The 20,413-nt window shown below is 60.6% G+C and carries 20 protein-coding genes and 1 tRNA gene; 3 read left to right on the top strand and 18 right to left on the bottom strand.

The genetic code is table 11. The features are described 5' to 3' along the window. Positions 1-14 precede the first annotated feature (14 nt). The 18 genes from nuoH to A9404_RS07100 all read right to left on the bottom strand — a co-directional run bounded on the left by nuoH (position 15) and on the right by A9404_RS07100 (position 17,113). Positions 15-1,073, bottom strand: a complete 1,059-nt coding sequence (gene nuoH / locus A9404_RS07015) for an NADH-quinone oxidoreductase subunit NuoH (RefSeq protein WP_066099564.1) — start codon at positions 1,071-1,073, stop codon at positions 15-17. Next, positions 1,067-3,442 (bottom strand): NADH-quinone oxidoreductase subunit NuoG, encoded by a 2,376-nt coding sequence (gene nuoG / locus A9404_RS07020; RefSeq protein WP_066099566.1) that lies wholly within the window; start codon positions 3,440-3,442, stop codon positions 1,067-1,069. The genes nuoH and nuoG overlap by 7 nt, the downstream gene beginning before the upstream one ends. A 37-nt stretch (positions 3,443-3,479) precedes the next feature. Beyond that, entirely contained in the window at positions 3,480-4,769 is a 1,290-nt protein-coding gene (nuoF, locus tag A9404_RS07025) for an NADH-quinone oxidoreductase subunit NuoF (protein ID WP_066099569.1), read from the bottom strand. Between the two features lie 4 nt (positions 4,770-4,773). After that, positions 4,774-5,271, bottom strand: coding sequence for an NADH-quinone oxidoreductase subunit NuoE family protein (locus A9404_RS07030; protein WP_066099570.1), 498 nt, complete (start codon positions 5,269-5,271; stop codon positions 4,774-4,776). Next, entirely contained in the window at positions 5,271-6,524 is a 1,254-nt protein-coding gene (locus tag A9404_RS07035; protein WP_066099572.1) for an NADH-quinone oxidoreductase subunit D, read from the bottom strand. The genes A9404_RS07030 and A9404_RS07035 overlap by 1 nt, the downstream gene beginning before the upstream one ends. 3 nt (positions 6,525-6,527) lie before the next feature. Next, entirely contained in the window at positions 6,528-7,247 is a 720-nt protein-coding gene (locus A9404_RS07040; protein ID WP_066099574.1) for an NADH-quinone oxidoreductase subunit C, read from the bottom strand. A 35-nt stretch (positions 7,248-7,282) separates the two neighbouring features. After that, positions 7,283-7,762 (bottom strand): NuoB/complex I 20 kDa subunit family protein, encoded by a 480-nt coding sequence (locus A9404_RS07045; RefSeq protein ID WP_066099575.1) that lies wholly within the window; start codon positions 7,760-7,762, stop codon positions 7,283-7,285. Then, a complete protein-coding gene (locus A9404_RS07050; protein WP_066099577.1) occupies positions 7,753-8,109 on the bottom strand; it encodes an NADH-quinone oxidoreductase subunit A in 357 nt (118 codons plus the stop codon). Before A9404_RS07050 ends, A9404_RS07045 begins: the two co-directional genes overlap by 10 nt. Before the next feature lie 118 nt (positions 8,110-8,227). Continuing rightward, positions 8,228-8,312, bottom strand: a tRNA-Leu gene (locus A9404_RS07055). A 57-nt stretch (positions 8,313-8,369) separates the two neighbouring features. After that, positions 8,370-8,798, bottom strand: coding sequence for a preprotein translocase subunit SecG (gene secG / locus A9404_RS07060; protein WP_066099579.1), 429 nt, complete (start codon positions 8,796-8,798; stop codon positions 8,370-8,372). Then, positions 8,798-9,568, bottom strand: coding sequence for a triose-phosphate isomerase (gene tpiA, locus A9404_RS07065; RefSeq protein ID WP_066099581.1), 771 nt, complete (start codon positions 9,566-9,568; stop codon positions 8,798-8,800). Before tpiA ends, secG begins: the two co-directional genes overlap by 1 nt. A gap of 157 nt (positions 9,569-9,725) precedes the next feature. Continuing rightward, positions 9,726-11,057, bottom strand: coding sequence for a phosphoglucosamine mutase (gene glmM, locus A9404_RS07070; protein ID WP_066099583.1), 1,332 nt, complete (start codon positions 11,055-11,057; stop codon positions 9,726-9,728). 191 nt (positions 11,058-11,248) lie between these two features. Beyond that, positions 11,249-11,959 carry a c-type cytochrome gene (locus A9404_RS07075; protein WP_066099585.1) on the bottom strand — a complete coding sequence of 237 codons (711 nt, stop codon included), beginning with the start codon at positions 11,957-11,959 and terminating at the stop codon, positions 11,249-11,251. A 231-nt stretch (positions 11,960-12,190) separates the two neighbouring features. After that, complete coding sequence (gene folP / locus A9404_RS07080; RefSeq protein ID WP_197490296.1) at positions 12,191-13,051, bottom strand: dihydropteroate synthase; 861 nt, start codon at positions 13,049-13,051, stop codon at positions 12,191-12,193. Positions 13,052-13,060: 9 nt separating this feature from the next. Further along, on the bottom strand, positions 13,061-15,052 hold the full coding sequence (gene ftsH / locus A9404_RS07085; RefSeq protein ID WP_082922807.1) for an ATP-dependent zinc metalloprotease FtsH: 1,992 nt from the start codon (positions 15,050-15,052) through the stop codon (positions 13,061-13,063). Positions 15,053-15,118: 66 nt separating this feature from the next. Next, on the bottom strand, positions 15,119-15,742 hold the full coding sequence (gene rlmE / locus A9404_RS07090; protein WP_066099589.1) for a 23S rRNA (uridine(2552)-2'-O)-methyltransferase RlmE: 624 nt from the start codon (positions 15,740-15,742) through the stop codon (positions 15,119-15,121). Between the two features lie 250 nt (positions 15,743-15,992). Then, positions 15,993-16,412 (bottom strand): copper chaperone PCu(A)C, encoded by a 420-nt coding sequence (locus A9404_RS07095; RefSeq protein ID WP_197490297.1) that lies wholly within the window; start codon positions 16,410-16,412, stop codon positions 15,993-15,995. 20 nt (positions 16,413-16,432) lie between these two features. After that, positions 16,433-17,113: an SCO family protein gene (locus tag A9404_RS07100; protein ID WP_156521273.1), complete on the bottom strand. Its 681-nt coding sequence runs from the start codon at positions 17,111-17,113 to the stop codon at positions 16,433-16,435. 178 nt (positions 17,114-17,291) lie between these two features. Between A9404_RS07100 and yhbY the strand changes: the two genes are divergently transcribed. The 3 genes from yhbY to A9404_RS07115 all read left to right on the top strand — a co-directional run bounded on the left by yhbY (position 17,292) and on the right by A9404_RS07115 (position 20,389). Continuing rightward, positions 17,292-17,609 carry a ribosome assembly RNA-binding protein YhbY gene (yhbY, locus tag A9404_RS07105; RefSeq protein ID WP_066099594.1) on the top strand — a complete coding sequence of 106 codons (318 nt, stop codon included), beginning with the start codon at positions 17,292-17,294 and terminating at the stop codon, positions 17,607-17,609. A 15-nt stretch (positions 17,610-17,624) separates the two neighbouring features. Next, the gene (gene aat / locus A9404_RS07110; protein ID WP_066099595.1) at positions 17,625-18,326 is read left to right on the top strand and encodes a leucyl/phenylalanyl-tRNA--protein transferase; all 702 of its coding nucleotides are present in this window, start codon (positions 17,625-17,627) and stop codon (positions 18,324-18,326) included. 65 nt (positions 18,327-18,391) lie between these two features. Then, positions 18,392-20,389 carry a monovalent cation:proton antiporter family protein gene (locus A9404_RS07115; RefSeq protein ID WP_066099597.1) on the top strand — a complete coding sequence of 666 codons (1,998 nt, stop codon included), beginning with the start codon at positions 18,392-18,394 and terminating at the stop codon, positions 20,387-20,389. Positions 20,390-20,413: the final 24 nt, after the last annotated feature.

The following is a 20,413-nucleotide window of genomic DNA, read 5'->3' on the forward strand; positions in this document are numbered from 1 at the left end:
CTCCAGGTCCTCCGTCAGGAAAACCAGGGCCCCACTTTGAAGTACACCAGCACACCCTCGACGAAAATCCACAAAATGGTGACCGGAATGAAGACTTTCCAGCCCAGGCGCATGATCTGGTCGTAGCGGTAGCGCGGGAAGGTCGCGCGGAACCACAGGAAGAGAAACAGCAACAGCGCGATTTTCACGAAGAACCAGAGAATGCCCGGCACGAACGACAGGACGGACTCCAGCGGCGTTCCCTGGAACGGCGACAGCCAACCGCCGAGGAACATGACGGCCGTCAGTGCGGAAATCAGGATCATGCTGGCGTATTCGGCCAACATGAACAGGGCGAAGGTGATGCCGGAATATTCCACGTGGAAACCGGCCACCAGTTCGGATTCGCCCTCGGTGATATCGAACGGCGCGCGGTTGGTTTCGGCAACACCGGACACGAAATACACCACGAACATCGGCAGCAGCGGCAACCAGTACCAGTTCAGCACACCACCCGACTGATGCTCGACGATTTCGGACAGGTTGAGCGTCTTGGCCGCCATCAGCACGCCGACCAGCGCGAAGCCCATGGCCAGTTCGTAGGCAACCTTGTGGGCCGCCGAGCGCATGCCGCCGAGGAGCGCGTACTTGGAGTTGGACGCCCAACCCGCCAGGATCACGCCATAGACGCCGGCCGCACCGATCGCCAGCACATACAGCAGGCCAGCATTGATGTTCGCCAGCACCCAGCCCTTGTCGAACGGGATCACTGCCCAGGCCACGAAGGCGGCAACCAGAATCAGAACCGGCGCGAGATAGAAGATGAACGGGTTGGCGACCTGCGGCGTGATGATTTCCTTGAACAGGAGCTTGAACACGTCCGCGAACGGCTGGAGCATGCCCTTGAAGCCGACCCGGTTCGGGCCGATCCGCACCTGCATGTAGCCGATGACCTTACGCTCGAAATACGTGAGATAGGCGACCGCGATCACCAGGGGCAACAGGATGACGAGCACCAGCAGCGTATTGACGATGAAGTACTGCCAGTCTGTGGGCAGCCAGCCCAGGATCGGGGACAGGAATTCCGTCAGCATGTTACGGCCTCCTGAACGATCTGCACTGCACCGCTCACCATCGGCAAGGTTGATTCGATCGTACCGGCATAAACCACGATCGTACCCGGCGCGACACCCTCGTCGATCTGTATCGGCAGGCACACGCTACCACCAGACTGCTGAACCGTTATCACATCCCCGTTTGCCCAACCTTCCCGCGTGGCGTCAGCCGGGTTCACCAGGCAGTGGCGCTGACGATCGGCCTGGACCGTCGCCTGCAGGGACGGAGACCGGCGAACGATACCATCAACGGCATACATGCCGACCGGCGCGATACGGACCCAGCCTTGCGCGTCCGCATTATCGGTCGAGGGTGTCACCGCACCCAGCACATCACTGTGGTTGCTCAGATTGACCTGGGCGCAGGCCGTCTGTACTTCGGCACGAATCTCGTTCGTATCCATGTAATCGAAACCGTTCAGATCCAGCAAATTGCCCAGGACACGCAACACCTTCCAGGCGGGGCGCGACTGACCGAGGCTGCGCACGACCCCGCGCTGGGATTGCCAGCGGCCTTCGCCATTGACCCAGGTACCGGCCGTTTCGACCGCCGTACCGACTGGCAGCAGGACATCGGCATAACGGCGCATGGCATCAGTCACCTGACTGGCGCAGGCGAGGACGAACTCCGAGGCGGCCAGCGCTTCGATGGCAGCCGCGCCGGCGCTGCTGTCGCATTCGGGTTCGACACCGAGCAGCAGCATGGCCGGCTTGGGGGCGGCCAGCATCTGCGCGGCATTCGCCCCGACGCCTACGGCCTGTGCACCTCCGGCGACGCGGTGCGGCACCGCACCGGCCAGCCAGGCACCCGGCGCATTCCCGCCCTGAGGAAGAATGCCCAGGGCAGCACCGGTAGATTTGGCCAACTGGGTGGCGAGATAGCGGATTGCGCCGAAGTTGGCGTCGTTGCCGGCAAGATGGCCGAGGAAAATCGCGCCTTGCTTGCCCGCATTCAGATCGGCAAGAAGTGCCGACACGAGTTTTTCCGACACCGGAGCCGACTCGACCAGATTTTCCGGAAGATTGATGCCAGCACCGCGGCAAAGCGCGATCAGGGTGTCGAGCATCCCGCCTCGGGCCGAACTGGCCCATTGCGTCGCAGCAAAGTTCAGATCCTGCGTGAAGGGATGGACCAGATGCACCTTGACGCCCCGCTTCAGGGCCGCCTGACGAACCCGATGACCGAAGAGCGGAATTTCCTCCCGGATGCTCGAGCCGATGACCACGATGGTCTTCAGCTGATTGATCTGGGCGATGTCCATGCCCAACCAGGGCATCACGGGATCACCGCCATCCGCCGAGAAGTCGATCTGGCGCAGACGGTGATCGATGTTGTTCGAACCCAAGCCTCGAATCAGTTTCTGGAACAGGTAATGCTCCTCGAGGCTGGCATTCGGCGATACGAGACCGCCGAGGGCGGCTGCACCCTGCTGCTGGACGATGGCCTGCAGGCTTTCGGCGGCATACGCCAGCGCCGTATCCCAGTCGACAGTCGCCCAGGCACCGTCCCGCTTGATCATCGGCTCGGTCAGGCGATCCTGCGTAAACAGGCCTTCGTAGGCGAAGCGATCCCGGTCGGACAACCAGGTTTCATTGATCAGATCGTTGTCCCGCGGCACGGTCCGCATGATCCGTCCATCGCGGGTATGCAGATAGAGGTTGCTGCCGAAGGCATCGTGGGTGGAGATGTGCGGCTGCTGGATCAGTTCCCAGGGGCGCGCGGTATACCGTGAGGGCTTGGCCGTCAGGGCGCCCACCGGACACAGGTCGATCATGTTGCCGGACAGCTCGGAACTCACGCTCTTGGCGATATAGGTACCGATCTCCATATGGTCGGAACGACCCACCACACCGAGCTCCTTCAGGCCGGCGATCTCCTCGCCAAACCGGACGCAGCGGGTGCAATGGATGCAACGGGTCATGTCCGTCGCGATCAGAGAACCGATGTCCTTGTCCTTCACCACGCGCTTGGTTTCGGAGTACTGGCCGACCCCTTCGCCATAGCCCATGGCCAGATCCTGCAGCTCGCACTCGCCGCCCTGATCGCAGATCGGACAGTCCAGCGGGTGGTTGATCAGCAGAAATTCCATCGTGGCGCGTTGCGCAGCAAGCGCCTTCGGGCTGCGGGTCTGCACGCGCATGCCTTCGGAAATCGGCGTGGAACAGGCCGGCAGCGGCTTTGGTGCACGCTCGACCTCGACCAGACACATCCGGCAGTTGGCGGCGATGGAAAGCTTGCGGTGATAGCAGAATCGCGGAATGGTGATGCCAGCCTGATCGGTCACTTCGATCAGCATGTCGCCCTGTCGTCCGCGCAGACTGTGGCCGTCAACCTCGATGGTGATCATGTCGTCATGGATACTCAAAGACTTAACCCTGTATCAGTTAAACGGTCGCCAAACCATCAACACTCATGCTGTGGCCATGTTCGATGTAGTACTCGAACTCATGGCGGAAGTGCTTGATGAAACTGCGCACCGGCGTCGCGGCCGCATCGCCGAGGGCGCAGATGGTCCGCCCCTCGATCTTGCTCGCCACGTCGTCCAGCCGGTTCAAGTCGGCAGGGGTTCCTTTGCCTTCGACAATGCGCGTCAGCATGCGGTACAGCCAGCCCGTGCCCTCACGGCAGGGCGTACACTGACCGCAGGATTCGGAATAGTAGAACCGCGCGATCCGACGCAGGGCCTGAACCATGCAGGCCGAATCGTCGATCACGATCAGCCCGCCGGAACCCAGGAAGGTGCCGGACTTGGCGATCGAGTCGTAGTCCATATTGGTCTTCATCATGACGTCACCCGGCACCACCGGCGTTGACGTGCCGCCGGGAATGACGGCCTTGAGACGCCGACCTTCCCGTACCCCGCCGGCCATCGCCAGCAGTTCGCTGAACGGCGTACCCATCGGGATCTCGAATACGCCCGGCTTGGCCACGTGCCCGGAAACGGAAAACAGCTTCACGCCACCGCTGTTCGGCACGCCCAAGTCGGCGAACCACTTGCCGCCATTGCGCATGATCGCCGGCACGGATGACAGCGTTTCGGTATTGTTGACGGTCGTCGGCCGGCCATACAGACCGAAGTTGGCCGGGAACGGCGGTTTGAACCGCGGCTGCCCCTTCTTGCCTTCGAGGGATTCCAGCAGGGCAGTTTCCTCACCGCAGATGTATGCGCCCGCACCGAGGGAACCATACAGATCGAAGTCGATGCCCGAGCCGAGGATGTCCGTGCCAAGGAGGCCCAGCGCATAGGCCTCCTTCAGGGCACCCTCGAAACGACGGAACACCAGGTCGGTGAACTCGCCGCGCATGTAGTTGTAACCGACAGTCGCGCCGATGGTGTACCCGGCGATCGCCATGCCTTCGACGAGGGCATGAGGGTTATTCAGCAGGATCTGGCGGTCCTTGGCGGTACCGGGCTCGGATTCGTCCGAATTGCAGACGATGTACTTCTGGCCCGGCGCATTGCGCGGCATGAATGACCACTTGAGACCGGTCGGGAAGCCCGCACCGCCCCGGCCCCGCAGGTTCGAGGCCTTCAATTCCTCGATGATCAGCGACGGATCGGTTCGCTCTTCAAGAATCTTGCGCCAAGCCGAATACCCGCCGATCTTCAGATAGCTTTCCAAAGTCCAGGGTTCATCGAACTGCATCGTGGCAAAACAGACTTGTTCCGACATCACGTCACTCCAGCTTATCGAGAATGGCGTCGACCGCTTCCGGGGTCAGCCGCTCGTAATAGACATGATCGACCTGCATCATCGGTCCGCCATCACAGGCGGCGAGACACTCCTCCTCCACCTTGAGGAAGATCCGGCCGTCCGGGGTGGACTCGCCCATCTTGATCCCGAGCTTGCGCTCGCAATGGGCCACAATGTCATCCGCCCCCATCAGCGCGCAGGAAATGTTCGTGCAGATCGACACGTGGTGGCGACCGCAGGGCTTGGTTTCCAGCATGGAATAGAACGTGGCCACCTCGTACACGGAGATGGGCGGCAGACCGAGATACTCGGCCACGGCATCCATGAGTTCGGTCGTCAGGTAGCCGTTGTTCTGATGCTGGGTTTCCCGCAGGGCCGCCAGCAAGGCCGACTGCTTCTGCTCCGCCGGGTACTTACGCAGCCAATGATCGATCTCATGGCGCGTGTGCTCCGTCAGCAGTTCGATCTTGCTCGATTTCATCAACGATCCACCTCACCAAATACAATGTCCTGGGTGCCAATGATGGCCACCACGTCCGCGAGCATGTGCCCCCGCGACATCTCGTCAAGCGCAGAGAGATGCGCGAAGCCGGGGGCGCGAATCTTCAGTCGATAGGGCTTGTTGGCCCCGTCGGACACGAGATAGATCCCGAACTCGCCCTTCGGATGCTCGACGGCGGCATAGGTCTCGCCCTCGGGCAGGCAATAACCCTCTGTGAACAGCTTGAAGTGGTGAATCAGCGATTCCATGTCGGCCTTCACTTCTTCACGACGCGGCGGTGCGATCTTGCGATCGTCGACCATCACGGGGCCGGGATTCTGGCGCAACCAGTCGATGCATTGCTTGATGATGCGGTTGGACTGGCGCATCTCCTCGACGCGGACGAGGTAACGGTCGTAGCAGTCACCCGTCACGCCGACCGGAATATCGAAATCGAGTTGATCGTAGACGGCATAGGGCTGCTTCTTGCGCAGATCCCATTCCACACCGGAACCCCGCAGCATCGGGCCAGTAAATCCTAAGGCGATGGCCCGCTCGGGGCTCACGATGCCGATATCGACGGTCCGCTGTTTCCAGATCCGGTTGTCGGTCAGCAGCGTTTCATATTCGTCCACATAGGCGGGAAAGCGCGTGACGAAATCGTCGAGGAAGTCCAGCAACGAACCCTGACGGGCTTCGTTCATGCGTTTCACGTCGCGTTCGCTGTGCCACTGGGAGGGTTCGTACTGCGGCATCGAATCGGGCAGATCGCGGGCGACGCCGCCGGGGCGATAATACGTTGCGTGCAGACGCGCACCGGAGACCGCTTCATAGCAGTCCATCAGGTCTTCGCGCTCGCGGAAGGCATAGAGGAAGACCGTCATCGCACCGATGTCGAGCGCGTGCGCGCCCAGCCAGAGCAGATGATTCAGAATGCGGGTGATCTCGTCGAACATCACGCGGATGTACTGGGCACGCTCTGGAATTTCCAGACCGACCAACTGCTCGATCGCACGCACATAGGCGTGCTCGTTGCACATCATCGACACGTAATCGAGGCGATCCATGTATCCGATCGACTGGTTGTAGGGCTTGCTCTCGGCCAGCTTCTCCGTACCGCGATGCAACAGCCCGATATGCGGATCGGCACGAACGATCGTCTCGCCGTCCATCTCCAGCACCAGGCGTAATACACCGTGTGCCGAGGGGTGCTGCGGACCGAAGTTCAGGGTGTAATTCGCAATTTCCGGCATGACTTATTTACCCTTACGACCAATGTAGCGGCTGTCGTGCCGATGCACCTTGGGCACCAACACACGCGGCTCGATGGAAACCGGCTCGTACACCACGCGATTCTTTTCCGGATCGAAACGCACCTCGACATGGCCGATCAGCGGAAAATCCTTGCGGAAGGGGTGCCCGACGAAGCCATAGTCAGTCAGCAGACGACGCAGATCCGGGTGATCATCGAACAGGATACCGAAGAGATCGAACGCCTCGCGCTCGAACCAGTTCACGGTCGGCCAGACGCGGACGACGGAAGGCACCACCGGCGCCGCATCATCGGCACAGGCAATACGCACCCGCACGCGCCAGTTGTGGGTATAGGAAAGCAGATGGGCCACGACGGCAAAGCGTGGGCGTCCGGAATTGCTGGGCTGCGCATCGTCTCCGAACTTCAATCGCGCGTTGCTCGCCGGCTCCACGCCGCGACTGTAGCCCGTGTAGGACACGCTTTCCTCGCCCGCCCACTCCTTCTGGCCATACTCGAGATAATCGATACCGCACAGATCGATGCACTGATCAAACGCAGTGGATGGCGACTGAGCCAGCGTCGTGGCCACGGCCAGCCAGTTCTGCGCGGAAACGTCGATCGTGATTTCGTCCAACGCCACGGTCAGATGATTGATCATGGCACCGAGCGTGGATTCCAGCGCCGGTTGCAATGCCGGATTGAGCCTTTGCTGCACAGTCATTACGGTCATTTCACCCCAGGTTTACCGCAGTCCGATTAACTGCGCGCGATCGTATTGGTACGGCGGATCTTGTTTTGTAACTGGATGATCCCGTAGAGCAAGGCTTCGGCGGTCGGCGGACAGCCGGGTACATAGATATCGACCGGTACGATCCGGTCGCAGCCACGGACCACGGCGTAGGAATAGTGATAGTAGCCGCCGCCATTGGCGCAGGACCCCATGGAAATCACCCAGCGCGGCTCAGCCATCTGATCGTACACCTTGCGCAAGGCAGGAGCCATCTTGTTGACCAGCGTACCCGCCACGATCATGACGTCCGACTGGCGCGGACTCGGACGAAAGACGACACCGAAGCGGTCCAGGTCGTAACGTGCGGCACCGGCATGCATCATCTCGACCGCGCAACACGCCAGACCGAACGTCATGGGCCAGAGTGATCCGGTTCGTGCCCAGTTGATCAGCTTGTCTGCCGTCGTGGTCACAAAACCTTTTTCAAATACACCTTCTATTCCCATTCCAAGGCCCCCTTCTTCCACTCGTAAATGAAGCCGACGACCAGCACACCCAGAAAGATCGCCATGGCAATCAGACCGAAATGGCCGATGTGATCCAGTGCCACCGCCCAGGGGAATAGAAACGCAATTTCAAGATCAAAGATAATAAATAGAATGGCTACCAGATAATAACGGACATCGAACTTCATCCGGGCATCTTCAAATGCCACGAAACCGCATTCGTACGCCGCGTTCTTGGCAGGATCCGGCCGCATGGGCGCAAGGATCTTACCCCCAAACAGCAACCCCAACGAAAACAGCACGGCCACACCGAAAAAAATCAGTATCGGAAGATAACCTTCAAGCATGGGGCAACCTCACCCGTTACAGAGCCAAACGTTTTGCTTTTTCGCACACAAACTGAAACCCAGCACACAGTTTAGCCTGCGGACTGGCCCAATTCGATTGTACGTACATTTATATATTTGGTGCGGATGGTGGGACTCGAACCCACACAGCTTTCGCCACTACCCCCTCAAGATAGCGTGTCTACCAATTCCACCACATCCGCTAAATTTGCGCCGGCAGGAACCGCATCGTCACGATGCCTGCCTGGCCTCGCCCAAAGTTACTTACCGGGCACATCCGCAGGTTTTGGTTGATCACCTGACTGACTACTGGCCGGCGCGCCCCCGCTGATCGTGGATGGCACGTCAGCCGGTTTGCCTTTGGATACTGGAGCAGGGTTGACCGATACAGGCGCCCCACCCGTTGCTGGTTCCGTCTTTGAAACGGGCACAGAATTTACCACGCTTATGGTGTTGTGTGAAGCGTTAATGACATACGCCAGCAACAAGCTGGTCGCGAAAAAGCCCACGACAATCCACCCGGTCATTTTCTGCAGAAAAGTCGCCGCGCCGCGTGCACCGAATACGGTGCCGGATGACCCGGAACCGAACGCTGCTCCGGCATCCGCGCCCTTTCCATGCTGAATCAGCACGAGTCCGATCAGGGACAGCCCCAACAGTACATGCACGATCAAAATCAATGTTTGCATTACGATGCTCTCAACGAGCCGGCAGCGGCTCGACAAATAACCAAAAAATCTTCCGCGGTCAGCGAGGCGCCACCAATCAACCCACCGTCAATGTCCGGCTGAGCGAAGAGGATGGCCGCGTTGCCCGGCTTGATGGATCCGCCGTACTGGATACGCACAGACTCTGCGATTGCAGGACTGTAGGCCGCAAGCTGCGCCCGAATGGAGGCATGCATCGCCTGGGCCTGCTCCGGCGATGCCGTCTGCCCGGTACCGATTGCCCAAACAGGCTCGTAGGCCACGATGACCCGCTCAAATGCCTGAATACCGACGGCCGCCACGACCGCCTCGATCTGGGCACCCACGACCGCATTCATCTTGCCCGCCTGACGCTCTTCCAGCGTCTCGCCGACGCACACCACCGGGGTCAATCCGGCCGCCAGGGCCTTCTGGGTCTTGCGACCGACCACCTCGTTGGTTTCACCGAACAGGGTACGCCGTTCGGAATGCCCCACCAGCACGTACTGACAGCCGACATCGCGAATCATTTCGGCTGAGACCTCGCCGGTATAGGCACCGGTATCGTACTCGGCACAGGACTGCGCGCCCACGCCCAGACCCGCGCCAGCCACTTGCGCGACCACCTGGGGAATGTATACGAACGGCGGGCAAACCCCGATATCGATATCCTTCAATTCCGGGCGCACCGCCTCGATATCGGCAACCAGGCGATCAGCCATTGCCCGGGTGCCATTCAGTTTCCAGTTCCCAATTACGATCGGTGTCCGCATGCCGTCTCTATTCCCGTTGACCTATGTTCTTTCAACGCTCGTGGTCAAGACCCGTCACCCAAATAGGATCGTTCCTGCCAAAAGGCCGACAAGGTTACTTGTCCGGGCCATTTAAATCAATCCTTGCCACGGGCCGACATCGTTCAGCACCTGCCGGTCAGGGCGCAGCAATCTCGCGCACAACCGCCGCCAGGTCCTCGGCATGCCGCGCCACTTCGTCGGCATGCTCCCCTTCCACCATCACGCGAATCAGCGGCTCGGTACCCGACGCACGCAACAGCACCCGCCCGGAAGCGCCCATGGCCTGCTCCACCTGACGCACCGCCGCACGCATCCGCGGGTCTTCCAAATCGACTTTCTGCTCCGTACGCACATTGACCAGCGTTTGCGGATAGATCCGCACCGCAGACGCCAACTCACGAAGACTCTTCTGTTCGTGCCGCATTGCCGCCAGCACCTGCAGCGCGGCGATAATGCCATCCCCGGTCGTGTGACGATCCAGACAAAGAATATGCCCGGACGACTCCCCGCCCAACAACCAGCCCTGCTGCTTGAGCACCTCGTGCACATATCGATCCCCGACGCGCGCACGAATGAAAGGCAGGGAAAGCCGCTCGATCGCCAACTCAAGGCCGAGATTGCTCATCTGAGTCCCCACCACGCCACCGCGATACCCCAATCGGTTCTTGCGATCCGCAGCGATGATGTACAGCAGGATATCCCCGTCGAGCACCCGCCCATCGGCATCGATCATGATGACCCGATCGCCATCCCCATCGAGCGCAATACCGAGATCGGCCCGATGCACAGCCACCGCACGCTGCAAAGCCCCCGGGTCCGTCGAACCGACCCCGTCGTTGATATTCAGTCCGTCAGGCTCCGTTCCCATGCGGATCACCTGCGCACCCAGCTCCATGAAGACACGCGGCGCAACCTGATAGGCCGCACCGTGGGCACAATCGACCACAATCTTGAGATTTGCCAGCGAGAGGCCGATATCGACCGTACTCTTGCAAAACTCGATGTATCGACCGCCTGCGTCATCAATCCGCTGCGCCTTGCCCAACGCCGCAGGTTCCGCCACCGTCATCGGCTCTCCGAGCAGTCGCTCGATTTCCGCTTCGATCGAATCGGGTAGTTTTTCACCGGTCGCGGAAAAGAACTTGACCCCGTTATCCTGAAACGGATTATGCGACGCGCTGATTACCACACCGGCCGATCCGCGCAAGGTTCTGGTGAGATAGGCGATTGCCGGTGTCGGCATGGGCCCCAGGAGACGAACGTCGACGCCCGCAGCGGAGAAACCGGCCTCCAGCGCCGACTCGAACATGTACCCCGAGATGCGGGTATCCTTACCGATCAGCACGCGGCGGCGTCCGTCCTGACCCAACACCATACCTGCCGCCCATCCCAGTTTCAGGACAAACTCGGGCGTCATCGGCCACTGGCCCACGGCACCGCGAACCCCATCCGTACCAAAAGTCTTCATTCCACCCCTCATCTGTGCTGGTCACGGGCATCCAATGCAGGCCACCCGTTCAAATCGGGGCCTATTGAACACCGCCAGCAAATTTCTGTCGACACATAAAGCCCAATACAGCGTGAATGCGCCCACAAAAAAACCGCCTTTCGGCGGCTTCTCTGGATGCCTGCCCGCCGATCGACGACGGGCCATCGGAATCACTCGGTCTGACGCATGCTGTTGTTCGCGTCCGGATTGTTCATCTGGGACACATAAGCCGCAACATCACGAATTTCGTCCGGAGTCAGGTACTTCGCCTGCGCGTTCATGACATAGGAGTAAGGGCCCAATTGCTGACCCTTCTTGTACATCTCCAGCATGGAGCTGACCGCTGAGGCCGGCATGCCAGCCAGCTTGGGTGCATTCAGCAGCTTGCCGCCTTCACCGTTTGCACCGTGACACACGGCGCAGGAAGAGAACAAGGCATGACCGAAGCCGATGTTCGCATCCGCCATGACCATGGCAGGCGCAGCCTTGGGCGCAGGGGCTGCAGCCGGGGCCGCGGCCGCACTTGAACCACCACCCAACGTGGCGATGTACGCGGCGAGATCGGCGATATCTGTCGGAGACAGACCTGCAGCCTGCGGCGCCATGGTGCTGTAGCGCGCACCGCCCAGGTTATGCTTCTGCAGGTAGGCCTTGTCGCCCTTGTGGAAGGCGGTCAGAATCGCTTCCGCATCGGCGGCACTCAGATGCGTGAGCGCCGGAAACGCCCCGCCATTGCCCTTGCCATCCGCACCATGACAGGCTGCGCAAGTCGCGAACTTTGTCTTGCCTGCAGCAGCATCACCAGCAGCCATTGATACCAACGGCTGAACCATCAAACCACCCAGCGCAACGGCCAGCAGCGTACGACGCATCATCTTCATGTTTACTCTCTCATTATAATCATTGAAATTTAACCACGTTTGCGACGGCATCACCGCAAGGAGCGCCCACAAGCAAACGCGTCAATCCAAATACCCCGCCGCGTAAAATATCAGAAAACACTAATTCTGAACAAACCAATGCGACTTATGCGGCAATAAGTAAATAGATGGTAGCTCATTTTCCCCGGAAAATACCCACACGGATCACCGGGAGCCATTCGTCCGTCCGGGTCAACCTTGCCGAGTTTCCATCATGGCGGAAAATAAGCGGCAGGCATCCCGCGTCGCGGCAACGTCATGGACTCGAACGACCCGAGCCCCCCGATCGATCGCCAATACCGCCAGGGCGACACTGCCCGCCATGCGATCCGACACCGATCGCCCCGTGATCTCGCCGATCATCCGCTTACGGGAAAGGCCAACCAACACCGGAAAGCCCAACCGATTCACTTCGGACAAACGGTCGAGAAGCCGCAGGTTTTGCTCGGTATTCTTCGCAAAACCAAAACCGGGATCGATGAGGATTTTATCCCTGGGAATTCCGGCATCGATTGCCAGATCGATTCGAGCCCGGAGCTCATCGATCACTTCCCGCACCAGATCCTCGTAATGGGCATGGTCGGCCATGGTACCCGGCTCACCACGCATGTGCATGAGGCAGACGGCCGCATCATGATCGCGGACGGCAGCGGCGGCAGCGGCCAGGGCGCCCGGCCGAGCCAGCGCCCGAACGTCGTTGATGAGCGACGCACCTGCCCGCACCGCTTCGGTCATGACCCACGGATCACTGGTATCCACGGAGAGAGGCACATCGACATGACGCACGATCGCCTCGATCACCGGCACGACGCGATCCAGCTCCTCATCCGCACCGAGGGGGACTGCACCCGGACGCGTCGACTCACCGCCGATATCGAGGATGTCTGCGCCATCGGCAACCATCCGCCGGGCCGCATCGACCACCCGGTCGACATCCAGCCGATCTGCCAAAAAAAAACGCCCCCCGTCCGAAAAGGAATCCGGGGTGACGTTCAGAATACCCATGATCAACGGGCGCGGTGCGGCCGATAGTTGCCGCATCAAGTCAGACATCGCAAGCGCTTAATGCGAGTTGGCCGCCCCGCCGCCGACCGGTCCACCTGCGGCATTGATGCCACCGCTACCGGTCTTCGACGCATCCGACTCGTCGGTCGTCGTATCGGACGCCGACTCGTCCACCCCCACCCCGCCTGTGGGCGGATTGCTGGAGGATGCCGAATCGGAACCCTGCCCCCAGTCCGCAGGTTCACGCACCGGGCGACGCGCCATCAGATCATCGATCTGGCCGAGATCGATGGTTTCGTACTTCATCAACGCTTCGGCCATGGCATGCAGGATGTCGATATTGTCGGTGAGCATCTGGTGGCAGCGCTGGTAGTTGCGATCGATGATATCGCGCATCTCCGCGTCGATGACGCTTGCCGTGGTATCCGACACGTTGCTGCCCGGCACCGACCGACCGAACATCATTTCTCCATCTTCTTCCGAATAGGCCAGCGTACCGAGTTTGTCGGACATGCCCCACTTGGTCACCATGTTCCGGGCGATTTCCGTGGCGCGCTCGATATCGTTGGACGCACCCGTGGTCACGGCTTCGGCCCCAAAGATCAGTTCCTCGGCAATCCGTCCGCCGAACAGGCTGGAAATATTGGATTCCAGCTTGCGCTTGGAATAGCTGTACCGATCCTGATCCGGCAGGAACATGGTGACGCCCAATGCGCGACCACGCGGAATGATCGATACCTTGTACACGGGATCATGCTCGGGCACCAGGCGACCAACGATGGCGTGCCCGGCCTCGTGGTAGGCCGTCAGTTTCTTCTCCGCCTCGCTCATCACCATGGACTTGCGTTCGGCGCCCATGATGATCTTGTCCTTGGCGCGCTCCAGATCCGCCATCACGACTTCAGACTTGTTGGCCCGGGCCGCAAAGAGCGCCGCCTCGTTGACGAGGTTCGCCAGATCCGCGCCGGAGAAGCCCGGCGTACCGCGCGCCAGCAGGTTCGGATTGATGTCCGGCGCCGCGGGCACCTTGCGCAGATGCACCTTGAGAATCTGCTCGCGACCGCGTACGTCCGGCAGACCCACGATCACCTGGCGATCGAAACGGCCCGGCCGCAGCAGCGCCTTGTCCAGCACGTCGGGACGGTTGGTGGCCGCGATGATGATGACGCCCTCGTTACCTTCGAAGCCGTCCATCTCGACCAGCAACTGGTTCAGCGTCTGCTCGCGTTCGTCATGACCGCCACCCATGCCGGAACCACGGTGACGACCGACTGCGTCGATCTCGTCGATGAAGATGATGCAGGGCGCCTGCTTCTTCGCCTGTTCGAACATATCGCGCACCCGGGAAGCACCCACGCCCACGAACATTTCGACGAAATCCGAGCCGGAAATCGTGAAGAACGGTACCTTGGCCTCGCCAGCCACAGCCTTGGCGAGCAGGGTCTTGCCAGTACCCGGCGGGCCAACCATCAGCACGCCGCGCGGCACACGGCCGCCCAGGCGCTGGAATTTGCCCGGATCGCGCAGGAACTCGACCAGCTCGACCACATCGGCTTTCGCCTCGTCGGCACCGGCCACGTCGCTGAACGTCACCTTGACCTGATCCTCACCCAGCAGACGGGCCTTGGACTTGCCGAAGCTCATCGCACCGCGACCGCCGCCACCCTGCATCTGGCGCATGAAGAACACCCAGATACCGATCAGCAACAGGAACGGGAACCACTGGATGAAGATGGTCATCAGCAGAGAGGGACGTTCCGGCGGCACGGCATTGATCTTGACGTTGTTGTTCAACAGATCGCCGATCATCGCGCGGTTGTCGGTTTCCGGACTGTAGGTCTCGAAACGCGCACCCGAACTGGTTTTTCCATGGATGGTCCGACCTTCGATCACCACAGAATCGATGCTACCGCCCTTCACATCGCTCAGGAACTGCGAATAGCTCATCGGCTGGGCGGACGTCGAACGGCTGTTGAAGCTGTTGAACACCGTCATCAGCACCACAGCGATCACCACCCAGACCAGGACATTCTTGGTTAAATCGTTCAACACGCCACCTCTGCTCACAATCGATGGGGATGTAATACCCCCATCAGAAAATTCTTAAAACCAACCTTATACTATGCGCTTGCCGCGCGCCACCAGGTATACCTCGCGCGAACGCGGCCGGGATGCCTTTGGCTTGCGGACCACCACGCTATCGAACAGCGTCCGCGCCTCACGAACCAGGGCATCAAACCCCTCGCCTTGGAAAACCTTGGTGACGAACGCCCCGCCCGGCTTCAGCATCCGACTGCAAAAATCCAGGGCCAGTTCAGCCAGATACATCGCTCGGGGGATGTCCACCGACTCCACACCACTCATGTTGGGCGCCATATCGGAAAGGACCAGATCCACCTCGTCCCCGCCCAACAGTTCCGTCAGACGATCCAGCACCACATCGTCACTGAAATCGCCCTGAATAACGGTTGTATGGGCGAAGTGGTCCATTGGCAAGAGGTCGAGGGCGAAAATATGACCACGCTCGCCCACCACCTGACTGGCGTACTGGGTCCAGCCACCCGGCGCTGCCCCCAGATCGACGACCCGCTGCCCCGATTTCAGGAACTGATCACGCTCGTTCAGCTCCATCAACTTGTAGACGGCACGGGAACGATATCCTTCGCGCTGCGCGCGCAAGACGAACTCATCACGAAAATGCTCAGCCAGCCAACGTTGGCTGCTGTTTGACCGGGCCATAGGCACCCCTGATCCCCAAATAATTGTTCATTATCCCCCGAATTGGCGGATCGCCCAAATCGCCAGGCGTACACGAACAATCCAATGGACCCGTTTCCCGCGCACAGGTTCATCGCAAGGATCAAATACTTGGCGCACCGAAAGCTCGGGCAGGGACGTGACGCAGTCGCAGCCAGATATGCGCGACCGGCAAGAGAAGATTTTGTGCGGGCTGCTTACCGGCTCAAACGACAAGCGCCCGAATGCTTCTTCAGTGAGACATCGCACCCGACATGGCCGGCCGCTTCTTGATCGGCACCTGCAGGGTTTCCGTTGTGCCATCGGAGAAGGTCAACGTGACCGGAACGTGATCGCCGGCCACGAGGGGCTTGTTGGGCCCGATCAGCATGATGTGGTAACCACCCGGCGCGAGCCGCGTTTCGCCGTGCGCCGGAATCGCAATCTCCTTCTGCTCGATCATGCGATGCATCCCGTCCACCTGAACGGATTTGTGCATCTGAACCGCCTTGAAACCCGGCGCGGACGCCTTGATCAGGGCATCCGGACGATCCCCGGTATTCTTCATCGTCAGAAAGACGGCACTGGCCATCGCCCCCGGCGGCTGCTCCGGAATCCAGGCGTCGGAGATCACCGGCGCGGCCAGCGCGCCGACGCTCGTCAAAAGGAGCATTGAACCGATAACCCATTGTTTCATTGAACCACCTCTTTGAAAAAACGAACGATCGCCTGCGTCATGGGCGAAATTTCATGCGGGGGCGGCAGAATCGCCACCATTTTCCCGTCGGGGGAAATCAGTCGGAAGGCCGTATCGTGATCGACTTCGTAGGTCATGCTGCCCGGCGCGTGCGGCTCGATCCGGTAGCCGGCCTTGATGGCGCGCGTCACCCGGTCGATCATGGCTCGCGTCCCGGTAATCGCATGGAAATCCGGATCGAAATAGTGCGCGTACTCGGCCAACCGCTTGGGACGATCGCGGTCGGGATCCACGGAAAGGAAGACCACCTGCCAATTCGCGCCGGGCAGATCCTTCTTCAGCGCCGGCAGCAGACCGGACAGGGTCGTCAATTCGGTCGGGCAGATATCCGGGCAAAACGTGTAGCCAATATAGAGCAAAGTCCAGTGATCGCGGAACATCGCCGGCATCCGGACAGGACCCTGCGCGGACACAAAATCCGCCCCCGGCACCCGAATCGGCGTCGCCAGCGGCCGGAAAACCAACAAATCCTGGGTATGGAACGCGGCCAGACGCGCCTCGGAAATCGGCTGCTCGGCTAAATTGGCGGCCGGGGCCGCCTTACTCCATCCAGCCGCAAGAAGCAGCAACCCAGACCCGAGGCTCGACAGAAGCCGAAGGAAATGTGAAACCCGCAACGATCACCTCCCGATGCCTCGGACACAAAAGTCCCCTTTGCATCGTTTCATTTAATCCCGATAACTCGTTAATATGCCTTCACAAGCCAGAAGCAAACAATGTGTGATTTCACACACCCGGATCGGCGCCCACCGGACCGACCCGTTTGCCGGCTGTCACCCCGCTGATCGAGACACCATGAAACTCACCACGAAACAGAAGCAATTCCTGCGCGGCGAAGCGCATCACCTGAACCCGGTCGTCCTGCTGGGGCAACACGGCCTGACCGATGCTGTGATGGCCGAGATCGACCTGGCCCTGACGACTCATGAACTGATCAAGGTGCGCGTCCCCGGCCAGGATCGCGAAGACAAGAAGGCCATCATCGAACAGATTTCGGAAACCACCGGGGCCGAACTGGTGCAAACGGTCGGCCACATCGCGGTGCTCTACAGACCGCATCCCGAGGAACCGCGCCTGGTGCTGCCGAAGGCAACAAAGAACAGCGCCGGATAAACGCACCGTTTTCTCATGATCCTGCCCTTCCTGGAATCGGGCGCTCACGCAGACCCCGAGGATTTCCCGCCCGTCACGCAAGCATTGAGTGAGCCGAACGGGTTGCTGGCCGTTGGCGGCGATCTGTCGCTTCCCAGGATGATTGCCGCCTATCGGCGCGGGATATTCCCCTGGTTCAGCGCGGATGATCCGATTCTCTGGTGGGCACCGGATCCGCGTACGGTGCTTCTGCCGAATGAGTTCCATTGCTCGCGGACCCTGCAACGATGGCGACGTCAGGACCGCTACAAGGTCACGGTGGATCAGGCATTCGAGGCTGTCGTGCGCGGTTGCGCGGCGCCCCGTTCGAATCAGGACGGCACCTGGATCGTACCGGCCATGCGCGAAGCCTTCGTCCGGCTTCACCGTGCCGGGGTCGGGCACTCCGTCGAAGTCTGGTCGGGCGATGAACTGGTGGGCGGGCTGTTTGGTGCCAAACTGGGTCGAGCGGCCTTTGGCGAATCGATGTTCAGCCGTGCACCCAATGCCTCCAAATTTGCCCTGGCGGCCATTCTGCTGGATGGCTGCTGGGGCGAAATCGACTTTCTCGACTGCCAGTTCACGACGGAGCATTTACTCTCACTGGGCGCGATCGAGTGGTCCCGCAGCTATTTTGTGCGCCAACTGGCCAAAAGCCAGCTTGACGACGCACCGACAGCACAAGGAATATTCATCTAACGCACAGAAGCGGGGCGCATAGCTCGCGTATCACTTCGCTTTCATCTCAGGGAATTGCGACCACGATGCAACATGATGTCATGGCCTCACTACTGATCCTGCTGATCATTTCCGTGATCGCGGTAGTCAGCCTTCGCCGCCTGAAACTGCCGGCGGTGCTCGGCTATCTGGCAGTCGGCGTAGTTGCCGGCCCCTTCGGACTGGGCTGGATCAGCCAGGCCGCCGACATCCATATCATCGGCGAATTCGGCGTGGTGTTCCTGCTGTTCATGCTGGGCCTGGAGTTCTCCCTGCCCCGCCTCATCGCCATGCGGCGCGCAGTGATCGGCATGGGTGGCGCCCAGGTGGTCGCGACAGCGATCATCACCGGCATCGCCGCCTGGCTGATGGGCTTCTCGCCGGCGGCGGCATTCGTGCTGGCCGGGGTGCTGACGGTGTCCTCCACGGCCATCGTGGTGAAGCAACTCGGCGAACAGATGGAGCTGAACAGCCGACATGGCAATAGTGCGATCGGCGTGCTGCTGTTCCAGGACATCGCCGTGGTGCCTTTCCTTATCATCATCCCGGTGCTGGGTTCGCATAGCGGGACGCCGACCGACTCCACCCAGCTCACCCTGAACGTGGCCTGGACGATCGCGGCCGGGGTGGCCGTGGCCGTAGCCCTCTTCTTCGGCGGACGTTGGGTGCTTCGACCGCTCTTCCGGGAAATTGCGCGCGCGCACTCGGCGGAGCTCTTCACCATTGCGGTGCTGCTGGTCGTGCTCGGTGCCGGCTGGCTTACCAATCAGGCCGGGCTTTCCTACGAACTGGGCGCCTTCCTTGCGGGGATTGCCTTGTCGGAAACGCAGTACAAACACCAGATCGAAACGGATATCCGCCCCTTCCGGGACGTCCTGCTGGGGCTGTTCTTCATCACCATCGGCATGCTGCTGAACGTCCGCAACCTGCCGGACATCTTCGTCTGGGTCATCATTCTGCTGGCCCTGCTCATCGTGGTGAAGACCGCCATCATCTTCCTGATCGGCCGCGCCATGGGCGAGGAACCCGGTGTCGCCTTGCGTACGGGGCTGGTACTTGCCCAGGGCGGGGAATTCGGTTTCGCCATGCTGGCCATCACAACCCCGGACATCATGCCGGACGATCAACGGCAGATCGTACTGGCCGTCGTCATCTTCTCCATGGTCCTGACCCCGATTCTGGTGAAGCTCAACGGCCACATCGCCAAGCATATCGTACCCAGCTACCGCCGTGAGCGGCATGAAGCCCAGATCAGCCTCACCGAGTCCACCTCCGATCTGTCGGATCACGTACTCATCTGCGGCTTCGGCCGAGTGGGCCAGAACGTGGCCCGGCTGCTGAAAAGCGAGGGCTTCGAATACACGGCCATCGAAGTCGATCCGGACATCGTTCAGCAGGCCATGGAGGCGGGCCTGCCGGTGCATTTCGGCAACTCCACTCATGGCGAGATCCTCGAATCCGCCGGGCTCAGCCGTGCCCGGGCACTGGTCATTTCACACCTCGACGATCCCATTGCACTCAAGACCATCGAAGTGGCACGCAGCCTGTCGCCGGACATCCCCATCATCGTCCGGACCCGTAGCGATGAACAGCTCGACCAGTTCTACGAGGCCGGCGCCACCGATGTCGTTGCCAGTATCTACGAGATGAGTCTCGTCTTGTCTGGCAACGTACTTCGGGCACTGAACGTCCCCGTGTCCAAAGTCATCCGGCAGATTCAGGAAATCCGCCGGGAAAACTATGCGCCACTGCGCCATACCTTCGCCGGGACCCGATCACGCGAAGCGGGCGACTTCGTCCCGCTGGCGCCGCGAACGCTGCGCAATATCACCCTGGTTCAGGGCGCGTACGCAATCGACAAACCGCTGAACGCCTGCCTGCCGGACAACCGCACCATCGTGGTGGACGCGATCAACCGTTCGGGGATTCGTGGCGAAACACCTCAAGCGGACATGATCCTGCAGGAAGGCGACACCCTCACCCTCTATGGCGCGCCCGAGGAACTCGACAGCGCCGAACATTTCCTCCTGGCGGGCAAGGAGTGAGGGAAAGCAAAAATGCTATTTTTG

The sequence above is a fragment of the Halothiobacillus diazotrophicus genome, assembly GCF_001663815.1.
Taxonomy (GTDB): domain Bacteria; phylum Pseudomonadota; class Gammaproteobacteria; order Halothiobacillales; family Halothiobacillaceae; genus Halothiobacillus; species Halothiobacillus diazotrophicus.